This window comes from Pseudomonas sp. PDM27, from assembly GCF_019219205.1.
Taxonomy (GTDB): Bacteria; Pseudomonadota; Gammaproteobacteria; order Pseudomonadales; family Pseudomonadaceae; genus Aquipseudomonas; species Aquipseudomonas laurylsulfatiphila.
The window spans coordinates 34,164-46,060 of the sequence record NZ_JAHUWF010000008.1 but is presented as its reverse complement, the minus strand read 5'-3'; the positions used below and the strand labels follow the sequence as shown (position 1 = coordinate 46,060).

Sequence of the window (11,897 nt, the reverse complement as noted above, 5' to 3'; positions counted from 1 at the left end):
ATAACAAGAATTCCGGGAGCCCGCCATGTCGGTCGATCCGCAACAATTGCTGCGCGAGCTGTTTGCCACAGCCATCGACGCGGCGCATCCGCAACAAGTCCTCGAAGCCCATCTGCCTGCCGACCGCAGCGGTCGCGTGATCGTCATCGGCGCCGGCAAAGCCGCAGCCGCCATGGCCCAGGTGGTCGAGCGTTGCTGGCAGGGTGAAGTGTCAGGCCTGGTGGTGACCCGTTACGGTCACGGCGCGCCTTGCGAAAAAATCGAAGTGGTCGAAGCCGCGCACCCGGTACCGGACGCTGCCGGCCTGGCCGTGGCCAAGCGCGTGCTGGAACTGGTCAACGACCTCAACGAATCCGACCGCGTGATCTTCCTGCTTTCCGGCGGTGGCTCTGCCCTGCTGGCACTGCCGGCCGAAGGCATCACCCTGGCCGACAAGCAGTCGATCAACAAAGCCCTGCTCAAGTCCGGCGCGACCATCGGCGAGATGAACTGTGTGCGCAAGCACCTCTCGGCGATCAAGGGCGGCCGCCTCGGGAAGGCCTGCTGGCCGGCCACTGTCTACACCTATGCGATTTCCGATGTACCGGGCGACCTCGCCACGGTCATCGCCTCCGGCCCTACCGTGGCCGACCCGAGCACCTCGGCCGAAGCCCTGGCGATCCTCAAGCGTTATGGCATCGAGGTTCCGGCTTCGGTGCGCACCTGGCTGCAAAGCCCCGAATCGGAAACCGTCAAACCCGGCGACCCGAGCCTGGCACGCAGTCACTTCCAATTGATCGCCCGTCCGCAGCAATCCCTTGAAGCGGCGGCGGTGAAATGCCGTCAGGCCGGGTTCAGCCCGCTGATCCTCGGCGACCTCGAAGGCGAATCCCGCGAGGTGGCGAAGGTCCACGCCGGCATCGCGCGACAGATCGTCCTGCACGGTCAGCCGCTGGCGGCGCCCTGCGTGATTCTCTCGGGCGGCGAAACCACCGTCACCGTGCGCGGCAATGGCCGTGGCGGGCGCAACGCCGAGTTCCTGCTGAGCCTGACCGACAGCCTCAAAGGCCTGCCCGGCGTCTACGCACTGGCCGGTGACACCGACGGCATCGACGGCTCGGAAGACAACGCCGGCGCAATCATGACCCCGGACAGCTACACCCGCGCCGCCGCAAAGGGCCTGAGCGCCAGCGACGAGTTGGACAACAACAATGGCTACGGCTATTTCGAGGCGCTCGACGCCCTGATCGTCACCGAGCCGACGCGAACCAACGTCAACGACTTCCGCGCCATTCTGATCCTTGAGAGCACTAAACATGACGCCTGACAAAAAGGTCAAAATCCTCGCCACGCTCGGTCCGGCCATCGACGGCATCGACGACATCCGTGAGCTGGTGCTGGCCGGGGTCAACATCTTCCGCCTGAACTTCAGCCATGGCAATCACGCCGACCACGCTCAGCGTTTCCAGTGGATTCGTGAAGTCGAGCGCCAACTGAATTATCCATTGGGCATCCTGATGGACCTGCAAGGCCCGAAACTGCGGGTCGGCAAGTTCGCCGAAGGCAAGGTGCAACTGGTACGCGGCCAGGCCTTGCGCCTGGACCTCGACGCCACGCCGGGCGATGAGCGCCGGGTCAACCTGCCCCACCCGGAAATCATCGCCGCGCTGGAGCCGGGCATGGACCTGCTGCTGGACGACGGCAAGTTGCGCCTGCGGGTCGTGACCAAATACGCCGACGCCATCGACACCACCGTGCTCAATGGCGGCGAACTGTCGGACCGCAAAGGCGTGAACGTGCCGCAAGCGGTGCTCGACCTGAGCCCGCTGACCGCCAAGGATCGCCGCGACTTGACCTTCGGTCTGGAGCTGGGCGTGGACTGGGTCGCGCTGTCGTTCGTGCAACGTCCCGACGACATCCGCGAAGCCCGCAGCCTGATCGGCGACAAGGCCTTCCTGATGGCCAAGATCGAAAAGCCCTCGGCTGTCGAACAACTGCGCGAGATCGCCGAATTGAGCGATGCGATCATGGTCGCCCGGGGTGACCTGGGCGTGGAAGTGCCGGCCGAAAGCGTGCCGCAGATCCAGAAGAACATCATCAGCACCTGCCGCCAGCTCGGCAAACCGGTGGTGGTGGCCACGCAGATGCTGGAGTCGATGCGCTTCTCGCCAGCGCCTACCCGCGCTGAAGTCACAGACGTGGCCAACGCCGTGGCCGAAGGTGCGGATGCGGTGATGCTGTCGGCGGAAACCGCGTCCGGCGAATACCCGCTCGAAGCCGTGCAGATGATGAGCAAGATCATCCGCCAGGTGGAAAACGGTCCGGACTACCAGACTCAACTCGACGTCAGCCGACCGAAAGCCGAGGCCACCGTTTCCGACGCGATCAGCTGCGCCATTCGCCGTATCAGCAACGTGCTGCCGGTGGCGGTGCTGGTCAATTACAGCGAATCCGGCGCGTCGAGCCTGCGTGCGGCGCGGGAGCGGCCGACCGTGCCGATCCTCAACCTGACGCCGAACCTGCAGACCGCCCGTCGCCTGAGCGTGGCCTGGGGTGTGCACTCGGTGGTCAACGATCGCCTGCGCCAGGTCGATGAAGTCTGCTCCACAGCGCTGGAGATAGCCCAGGCCCAAGGCATGGCGCAGCGTGGCGACACCTTATTGATCACCGCCGGTGTGCCCTTTGGGCAGCCGGGATCGACTAACTCTTTGCGTATCGAGACATTGATCTAGCGCCTGTGCCGGCCTCATCGCGAGCAAGCTCGCTCCCACATTGGTTTTGTGTCGTTTACAAAACCAAGACTGAACAAAGATTCAGTGTGGGAGCGAGCTTGCTCGCGATGCAGGCAACTCGGTTTCACTGACTTTCAGAACTGCCATGCCTGCCAACCATTTCAACACCCACTGCCCCGACTGGGCCGAAGCCTTGCTCAACGGCTTCAGCCAGATCTTTCTCCAGCGTAATCCGTTGTGTGGCCTGCTGTGCCTCCTGGCAATCCTGTTCACTGCGCCCGCCTTGCTCGGCGGCGCCTTGCTCGGCGGTGTCGCCGGGTTGCTCACCGCGCAACGTCGCAACTACGCCAAGGCTGACCGTCAGGCCGGGTTGTTCAGCTACAACGGCGTTCTGCTCGGTCTGTTGCTGAGCCTGTACTTCCCCTGGTCGGCGATGATGCCGCCGCTGATTCTGGCCGCCGGTGGCCTGAGCGCGATGTTCACCCAGCAGTGGCTCAAGCGCGTCCGGTTCAGCCAATACCTCCCCGCCTACACCACCCCATTCGTGGTGCTGAGCTGGTTGCTGCTGTGCTTCGCCACGCCCTCGACAGAGGCGCATTTGATCGAGGTCAGCACCCTGAACATGCTCGCCGCCCCTTTCAAAGGCATCGGCCAGGTGATGTTCCTCGGTCATCCGCTGGCCGGTGCGATGATTGCCGCCGGCTTGCTGATCGCTGATCGCCGCGCCTTCTGCTGGGCGTTGTTGGCGTCTGGTGCGGGCATGGGCTGGAGCCTGCTGCAGCACGACTTCTACACCGCACTGCTGGGCCTCGGCGGCTACAACGCCGTACTCGCCGCCCTCGCCTTCAGCTCGCAACGTCGCCAACCGTGGCTGCCGCTGGTCGGCATCGGCCTGGCGCTGTTGCTGACGCCGGTGTTTGCCGCCATCGGCCTGCCCACGCTGACCGCGCCGTTCATTCTTGCCTGCTGGCTGATCCGCTCGGTTGTTCAGGTGCTCGGCAAAGCCACAGTCGAAAGCGCGCCTTGCGCTACCGGGGAGAATCAACCTAGGCTGCGCTGATCATCGAGTCAGGCGTTATCCATGGACAGCAACAAACACTGGCGTGAAGACCTTTACGTCATGATTTTCCAGACCGACACCCAGGCGGGTCGGCGCTTCGACGGCATCCTGCTGTTGATCATCCTCGCCAGCCTGGTGATCGTGATGCTCGACAGCATCGACAGCGTTCACCGCAACTACGCCGATGTACTCGCCTATATCGAGTGGGGCTTCACGGCGGTCTTCCTCGGCGAGTACATCCTGCGCCTGTACTGTTCGCCCAAACCCCTGCGCTACGCCTTCAGTTTTTACGGACTGGTGGACCTGCTGGCCATCGTGCCCGGCATCCTCGCGCTGTATTACGCCGATGCGCAGTATCTGCTGATAATCCGGATCATCCGCATGCTGCGGATCTTCCGCGTGCTCAAGCTCAGCCCTTATCTCAAGCAAGCCAACTACCTGATGTCGGCGCTACGCGGCAGCAAGCAGAAAATCGTGGTGTTCCTGGTCAGCGTCTGCACACTGGTGACGGTGTTCGGCACGCTGATGTATGTGATCGAAGGCCCGGAACATGGCTTCACCAGCATTCCCAAAGGCATCTATTGGGCTATCGTGACCCTGACCACCGTGGGCTTCGGCGACATCGTGCCGAAGACGCCGCTGGGCCAGGTGATTTCGTCGCTGGTGATGATCACCGGTTACTCGATCATCGCCGTGCCAACCGGGATTTTCACTGCTGAACTGGCCAACGCCATGCGCGGCGATCAACTTCAACACGACTGCCCGGTGTGCAAGAAAAACAGCCACGAACACGGTGCTGCATTCTGCTCCCGTTGCGGCAATGTACTGTTCAAAAAACTGGAATAAGCAAAGAGCTTTTTAATCTTTAAAGGACTAAACGACCCCGGCTATAGTCGCGTGCTCTGAAACCAACAAATAACCCGGAGGAGCTGCCGCAGGCTGCGATCTTTTGATTTTTCGTTGTTTAAAAGCAAGATCAAAAGATCGCAGCCTTCGGCAGCGCCTACAACATAGAACAAGGAATTCGCAGTGAAAAAACTCTTTGGCGCCTCGCTTCTCGCCGCTGGCCTGGCCCTGGGCAACATCGCCCAGGCTGCACCGACGCTGCTCAACGTTTCCTACGACGTGATGCGCGATTTCTACAAGGACTACAACACTGCGTTCCAGAAACACTGGCAAGCCGAGCACAACGAAAACATCACCCTGCAGATGTCCTTCGGCGGCTCCAGCAAACAGGCACGCTCGGTGATCGACGGCCTGCCGGCGGATGTCATCACCATGAACATGGCCACCGACATCAATGCCCTGGCGGACAACGGCAAACTGGTCCCGGAAAACTGGGTCACGCGCCTGCCGAACAACAGCGCGCCGTTCACCTCGGCCACCGTGTTCATCGTGCGCAAGGGCAACCCGAAAGCCCTGAAAGACTGGCCGGACCTGCTCAAGGATGGCGTGCAAGTCATCGTGCCGAACCCGAAGACTTCGGGGAACGGTCGCTACACCTACCTCTCGGCCTGGGGCTACGTGCTGAAAAACGGCGGTGACGAGAACAAGGCCAAGGACTTCGTCGGCAAGCTGTTCAAGCAAGCGCCGGTTCTCGATACCGGTGGCCGCGCCGCCACCACCACCTTCATGACCAACCAGATCGGCGACGTGCTGGTGACCTTCGAGAACGAAGCGGAAATGATCGCCCGCGAGTTCGGCCGTGATCAGTTCGAAGTCATCTACCCAAGCGTTTCCGCCGAAGCCGAGCCACCGGTGTCGGTGGTCGACAAAACCGTCGACAAGAAAGGCACCCGCGCCGCCGCCGAGGAATACCTGAAGTACCTGTGGTCGCCGCAAGGCCAGGAGATCGCTGCCGCCAATTACCTGCGCCCGCGTGACCCGGCCGTGCTGGCCAAGTACACCGACCGTTTCCCGAAAGTGGACTTCCTGTCCGTCGAGAAGACCTTCGGTGACTGGCGTACCGTGCAGAAGACACACTTCAACGATGGCGGGATTTTCGACCAGATCTACAGCGGTAAATGATCTCTGCCCGGCAATGAACAAGGCGACCTGCACAGGTCGCCTTTTTTGTGAACACCCCGAACGACTGTAGGAGCTGCCGCAGGCTGCGATCTTTTGATCTTGATGTTAAAAAACCAGGATCAAAAGATCGCAGCCTGCAGCAGCTCCTACAAGGGTGCACTTCTAGCTCAAATTGCCGCAAAAAATAGCCTGGTGACCATCGACCAGGCTTTGACGTACCACCAAGGCGTAGCCGCCGGCTCGAAGGGTCTCGACGGCGACCGGCGCGCTTTTCCAGAAGCGCTGGTTCGACGCTTGCGAATAGAACCGGGCATTTGGACCTTCATTCATGTCATAGGCTGGTTTCGAACCCAGGTTCCCACAGCTTCCCGGATAGATGTAGGCCGTCAACCGACCCGGCAATGTGCTGCCTATGCCCTCGCCGCTGACCTCAACCCAGAACGTTGTTGCGTTGTCACCGGGCATCATGATCAACCGGGCAATATTCCCGGGATTATCGGATGTAGCATTCAGGGGAACGCTGGTGACCTGACTGTCAGGCACTGTCGAGCACCCAGAGATCCAACCGACCGCTACCACTAACGCCAGCGAAGATACGATTTTCATCGTGATACTCCCGCTTGTAAGGACACATTGAAGTGATCCCCCCAGTAGATTCTAGCTGCCGGGGCTGCGCGGGCTTTTCTTCAGATGGCCGGTTGCCATGTGTCGGCTACGGGACGTGCAGAGAGAACATAAGCACGCTATCGAACAAGATGTAAGTGAATGTATCATTGACCTTCGATCTTCTGACGCAAGGCCATTCGGCGGACGACACACGCGTCCGTCAGTCATTCCGCAATGGAATGATAGCTATCACTCCAATCCCGCTTCCGCCGTTTCAGTCAGCCCGTTAGCCTGCGCGCATTCCTTTCCGTACAGCGAGACCGTTATGAACCCAGCGACCCAGGTGCCCCACGGCACCGCGACAATGACCCGAAGCATGGTGCTGCTGTTCGCTTTCTGCTGCGGCGCCATTGTCGCCAACATCTACTACGCCCAGCCGATCATCGGCCTGATCGCCCCGGACATCGGCCTGACCAACACCATGGCCAGCCTCATCGTTTCCCTGACCCAGATCGGCTATGCGCTGGGGCTGTTTTTCCTGGTGCCGCTGGGGGATCTGCTGGAGAACCGCCGGTTGATGATCATCACCACCCTGGTGGCGATTGCCAGCCTGCTGGGTGCGGCGTTCACCGATCAGCCGAACCTGTTCTTGCTGATTTCGCTGTTGGTGGGGTTCAGCTCGGTTTCGGTGCAGATCCTGATTCCACTGGCCGCACACCTGGCGCCGGAGGAAACCCGTGGCCGTGTGGTGGGCGGGATCATGGGCGGTTTGCTGCTCGGCATTCTGCTGGCCCGGCCAGTGTCCAGCGTGGTGGCCGACCACTTCGGCTGGCGCGCGATGTTTGTGATTGCCGCCGTGTTGATGGCAGCCATCAGCATCGTGCTGGCCGTGACCATTCCCAAGCGTGAGCCCGATCACAGCGCATCCTATGGCCAGTTGCTGGGCTCGCTGTGGACGCTGTTGCGCAAGCAACCGGTGCTGCGTCAGCGGGCGTTTTACCAGGGCTGCATGTTTGCCACGTTCAGCCTGTTCTGGACCGCCGTGCCGCTGGAGCTGGCGCGCAATCACGGTTTGTCGCAAAGCGAAATCGCGATTTTCGCCCTGGTCGGGGCTATCGGCGCCATCGCCGCCCCGATCGCCGGACGCCTGGCCGATGCCGGCCACACCCGCATCGCGTCGTTGCTGGCCCTGCTGTTCGCCAGCCTGAGTTTTATGCCGGCGTTCATTCATCCGGCCTACAGTGTCATCGGCCTGGCCGTGACCGGCGTAGTGCTGGACTTCTGCGTGCAGATGAACATGGTCCTCGGCCAGCGTGCGGTCTACGCACTCGACGGCAAAAGCCGCAGCCGCCTGAATGCGCTCTACATGACCAGCATCTTCATCGGCGGCGCCTTCGGTTCTTCGGTAGCCAGCGCAGTGTACGAACAGGGCGGCTGGCTGTGGATCGTGATCGTCGGCAGCGCATTTCCGCTGCTGGCGTTGTTGCGGTTCTTGAGTGTTTCGCCGAAGGCATCGTTGGCGACGGCTTGAAACCATTGACTTGCGACATCCTCAAGATTTTGCACAAGGACCCTCAATGGACCGCCTCGGCGCAATGGAAACCTTCGTCTACGTGGTGGAAACCGGCTCGTTTTCCGCCGCGGCACGACGCCTGAACATCGGCCAGCCGGCCGTGTCGAAAACCATCGCGCAACTCGAATCGCGTCTGGCGGTGCGGTTGTTGCTGCGCTCGACTCGCAGCCTGACGCCCACCGAAGCCGGGCTGGCCTTTTTCGAGCGGGCCAAGCGTGCCATCGAAGAAGCCGACGAGGCCGACAACGCCGCACGGGGTTGTGCCAGCGGGCTGAGTGGCAACCTGCGTATCTGCGCGGCGGTCACCTTCGGCCGGCTGCACATCGTTCCGCACCTGGGCCCCTTCCTGGAGCAACACCCGAAGCTGAACATCGACCTGATGCTCGACGATCGCAATGTCAATCTGGTGGAAGAAGGCGTCGATATCGCCCTGCGCATGGGCGCGTTGAGCGACTCGGGCCTGACCGCGCGCAGGATCGCCGAATGCCGGCGCATGGTACTGGGTACACCGGCGTACTTCGAAAAACACGGCGACCCCACCTGCCCCGCCGACCTGTGCAAGCATCAGGCAATCGTCTACACCCTCGGTGACGGCGCCAATTGGCAATTCAACAAGGCCGGCGAGAAGCAATCGGTGATCGTCAGCGGCCGGATCCGTGTCAACGCCGCCGAAGGCCTGCGTGAAGCCGTGCTGGCCCATCAAGGACTGACCATGGCTTCGCAATGGATGTTTGCGCCAGAACTGGCCGACGGTTCGGTCCGGGAAGTGATGAAGGACTGGGCATTGCCGAACCAGGACCTGTGGGCGGTGTTCCCTACAGGCAGGATGGCCAGCGCCAAGGCTCGGGCGTTTGTGGAGTATGTGCAGGAGTTGTTGAAGAACGAGGTTTGAAAGCCAGGCGTTTCGTTTATTGCGATTTTCGATTAATTCGAATAGCCTGCTGAGATCGATTATTCTGAAATTGGAAGCCGTCATGTCGACCGTCATTCATCCGCCAATCAATTTGCCCGCGAAACACGAAATACAGGCCGCGATCGAGGGGCAACGCACCCTGGCTGCCTATCTCGCCACACGGTTCGAAACTCAGCACATCCAGATATTCGATGAGCAGAACGAAGCGCATAACATCGAACTGCCCACCTCGGCTCTCCGTTTGCTAGTCGATATTCTGGCGGAACTCGCAGCCGGTAACGCTGTGAAAGTAGTCCCGGTTCACGCTGAACTGACTACGCAAGAAGCGGCAGACCTGCTCAATGTCTCACGTCCACACCTGATCAAACTGCTCGAATCCGGCGAACTGTCCTACCACAAAACCGGCAAGCACCGACGTGTGCGCTTTGCCGACTTGATGGACTATAAAAACCGGCGCGACACCGCCAGCGAGCAGGCAATGCTGCTTCTCGCCGAGCAGGCACAGGCGTTAAGGACAGGATACGAGTGAGGCACTCTTCATTTACCGCTGTATATGACGCTTGCGTGCTTTACCCCGCGCCCTTGAGAGACTTTCTGATGTGGCTCGCGCTCTCCGGGCTTTTCAGGGCGAAATGGTCCGTGGCAATACACGATGAATGGAAACGCAATCTGCTGAAAAACCGCCCGGATCTCAACGCCACGCAATTGAATCGCACCTGCGAGCTAATGGATCTGGCGATTCCCGACGCCTGCGTGTCGGGGTACGAAGCTTTGATACAAGGACTGACGCTGCCCGACGCGGATGACCGACATGTCCTGGCGGCTGCCATTCGTTGCAACGCCAGCGTCATTGTCACCTTCAACCAGAAAGACTTCCCCCGCACCGCGTTGCAACCTTATGGCATCGAGGCCCAGCACCCCGACGAGTTCGTCAATGACCTTTTCGACCTGGATCCGGCAGCAGTGGTCGCCGCGGCACAACGACAGCGCAAGCAACTGAAGGCCCCACCGATGAACACTGACACTTATCTCGATCTATTGTTACGTCAAGGCCTGGTTCAGTCGGTCAAGGCATTGAACAGTTTCCGGGCAATGCTTTGAAAATCACCACGATGTCAACCACGCATCCAGGGTGTGCCCAACACGGGTCAACACCGGCGGCTTCGGCTGTAACTCGACGATGCACTGCAACGTCAGGCACATGGGGATTGCTCGTCAATACAGGCCAGCAAGTGTTCGACCGTAGACTCCAGCGGCCCGGAGTTGTCGAGCAGATGTACGGCCGAGTCTTCTGCCAGCAGCCGCTCGTTGAATCGCACATTGCGCGCCAAGCGCTGATCGATCTCGATCGGCGACTCACGCCCGCGTCCCAGCAGGCGTTGACGCAACACGGCTTGATCCACAGTCAGCAACAGCACCAGCACATTCGGATAGCGCAGGCGGGTTGCCTGCAAATGCCCCCGCGAACCATTGACCAGTACATCCAGGCCGGCGGCCAGCCAATCGTCGATTTCCCGCGGGATGCCATAGGACAACCCATTGGCGTGCCAGCTCAGGGCAAACGCGCCCTGAGCTACCATATCCGCAAACTGCTGCGCACTGACACCCAGCGCCGCCTCGCCCACGGCTTCGGCCGAGCGGGTAATGACCCGCCGAACGATACGGCAGCCGCGTTCGGCCAACCGCGTTCGTGCGGCATCCAGCAGGCTGTCCTTGCCCGAACCTGAAGGCCCGATGAGATAGATCAACCTGCCCGCCATCAAAACACCCTCTTCATTTGTCGCCACACTTGCTGGACCACCGGCAAACCATCCTGACTGCGCCTGCACCCGATCAGCCCGCTGGCCCGGCGAATGATCCATCACCTGCACCCGTTGCACCAGCAGGTTTTCCACCCGATCACGGTATAGGCTCAGGGTGTTCGACCAGTGCCGGTTAAAAACTGTTACCTATGTGCTTGAACTGTTTTGTTACCTATGTGGGTGAGTCATACCCTGCGATCTTTTTATTTTGGTTTTTGACCATGTCGAAGAGGCGGAAGATCAAGATCAAAAGATCGCAGCCTTCGGCAGCTCCTACAGGGGGCGTGTGTTTAGCCGAAAGAGATTGGTCGGCCATAGGGCCGCCCGCGTACAACCCCACCACTCAACAGGCCGAGCGTTAGCTCGCCTGCCGCTCTTGATCCACCCGCCCCCTCGGCAGGCTGAGCGGAGGTGTTCATCCGGGGATGGGCGCGCAGCGCCGTTCGACGCAGTCGAACTCATTGCATGTAGGTCGAAGCGAAGCCGACCGGAGGGCAATGCCCCCGGATGAATACCGCAGCGAAGGAACCCCGAGCCTCAGCGAGGGGCCGTACGTAAGGGGCGAGCGTTTTTTGCTTACTTTTTTAGGCGCTTGTAAAAAAGTGAGTCGCCGTAAGGGCGAAACCGCCAACCGCCGTTACCTAAAAAACGGATATGTACTCAGTCAACAAAAGACCGGTCGGCTGTCAGGCCGCCATCGCTGGCAAGCCAGCTCCCACAGGGGTTCAGCATCAGCCCGGCAATCACATTCGGCAGGCACAAAAAAGCGACCCGAAGGTCGCCTTAGTGCATTACTGCCCGAATTGCCGTCCCAGCCCACCCGGTACACCGTGAATATCAGTCTCCTCCCACGGCCCCTTCGGACTGATCGACCGGCTCCAGCCGTTATCCCAGCGGTAATAGGTACGCTGGCGATAAAACGTATTGGGCTGATCATCCAGCACATAAACCCCAAGCTTCGGATCCCAATGGCTATTGCCCCCCGGTGGTGGCGCAAAGCTGGCAGACGTGCGTGGCAGCGGCTTGGAGGGTTTTACCGGAACAGACGGCTTGCTCGGTACCGGCGACGTCGATGGCGTAGGGCTGGGCTGCGACGGCGGTATCGGCGGCGGAGCCGTTTGCTCCGGTGGTCGCTGGACCGCACAAGCGCTTAACCCCAAAACGACGCTGAGCAGGGCAATACGAGCGATGGCGGTCATGGTAG

12 protein-coding genes are annotated in these 11,897 nt (G+C 60.7%); 9 read left to right on the top strand and 3 right to left on the bottom strand.

What is annotated here, in order from left to right; translation table 11 throughout:
* Positions 1-25: 25 nt before the first annotated feature.
* The 5 genes from KW838_RS17305 (at position 26) to KW838_RS17285 (ending at position 5,799) form a co-directional block, all read left to right on the top strand.
* A complete protein-coding gene (locus KW838_RS17305; protein ID WP_218501946.1) occupies positions 26-1,306 on the top strand; it encodes a glycerate kinase in 1,281 nt (426 codons plus the stop codon).
* A complete protein-coding gene (gene pyk, locus KW838_RS17300) occupies positions 1,296-2,711 on the top strand; it encodes a pyruvate kinase (RefSeq protein ID WP_218501943.1) in 1,416 nt (471 codons plus the stop codon). The genes KW838_RS17305 and pyk overlap by 11 nt, the downstream gene beginning before the upstream one ends.
* Positions 2,712-2,856: 145 nt before the next feature.
* A complete protein-coding gene (locus KW838_RS17295) occupies positions 2,857-3,771 on the top strand; it encodes an urea transporter (RefSeq protein ID WP_218501941.1) in 915 nt (304 codons plus the stop codon).
* Positions 3,772-3,792: 21 nt separating this feature from the next.
* The gene (locus KW838_RS17290) at positions 3,793-4,617 is read left to right on the top strand and encodes an ion transporter (protein ID WP_218501939.1); all 825 of its coding nucleotides are present in this window, start codon (positions 3,793-3,795) and stop codon (positions 4,615-4,617) included.
* Between the two features lie 183 nt (positions 4,618-4,800).
* Positions 4,801-5,799, top strand: coding sequence for a sulfate ABC transporter substrate-binding protein (locus KW838_RS17285; protein ID WP_102702002.1), 999 nt, complete (start codon positions 4,801-4,803; stop codon positions 5,797-5,799).
* Positions 5,800-5,961: 162 nt separating this feature from the next.
* Here the strand turns inward: KW838_RS17285 and KW838_RS17280 are convergent, their stop codons facing one another.
* Complete coding sequence (locus tag KW838_RS17280) at positions 5,962-6,405, bottom strand: hypothetical protein (RefSeq protein ID WP_218501937.1); 444 nt, start codon at positions 6,403-6,405, stop codon at positions 5,962-5,964.
* 325 nt (positions 6,406-6,730) lie between these two features.
* On the opposite strand from KW838_RS17280, the gene KW838_RS17275 reads away from it, so the two are divergent.
* From KW838_RS17275 to KW838_RS17260, 4 genes are all read left to right on the top strand, one after another.
* On the top strand, positions 6,731-7,936 hold the full coding sequence (locus KW838_RS17275; protein WP_218501936.1) for an MFS transporter: 1,206 nt from the start codon (positions 6,731-6,733) through the stop codon (positions 7,934-7,936).
* A 46-nt stretch (positions 7,937-7,982) separates the two neighbouring features.
* Positions 7,983-8,870, top strand: a complete 888-nt coding sequence (locus KW838_RS17270) for a LysR family transcriptional regulator (protein WP_218501935.1) — start codon at positions 7,983-7,985, stop codon at positions 8,868-8,870.
* Between the two features lie 82 nt (positions 8,871-8,952).
* Positions 8,953-9,420, top strand: coding sequence for a helix-turn-helix domain-containing protein (locus tag KW838_RS17265; protein ID WP_102702006.1), 468 nt, complete (start codon positions 8,953-8,955; stop codon positions 9,418-9,420).
* Positions 9,417-9,992, top strand: coding sequence for a PIN domain-containing protein (locus tag KW838_RS17260; protein WP_126046731.1), 576 nt, complete (start codon positions 9,417-9,419; stop codon positions 9,990-9,992). Before KW838_RS17265 ends, KW838_RS17260 begins: the two co-directional genes overlap by 4 nt.
* A gap of 92 nt (positions 9,993-10,084) precedes the next feature.
* On the opposite strand, the gene phnN is transcribed toward KW838_RS17260, so the two are convergent.
* The gene (gene phnN / locus KW838_RS17255) at positions 10,085-10,651 is read right to left on the bottom strand and encodes a phosphonate metabolism protein/1,5-bisphosphokinase (PRPP-forming) PhnN (RefSeq protein ID WP_218502276.1); all 567 of its coding nucleotides are present in this window, start codon (positions 10,649-10,651) and stop codon (positions 10,085-10,087) included.
* A gap of 833 nt (positions 10,652-11,484) precedes the next feature.
* A complete protein-coding gene (locus tag KW838_RS17250; protein ID WP_015096214.1) occupies positions 11,485-11,892 on the bottom strand; it encodes a hypothetical protein in 408 nt (135 codons plus the stop codon).
* Between the last annotated feature and the right edge of the window lie 5 nt (positions 11,893-11,897).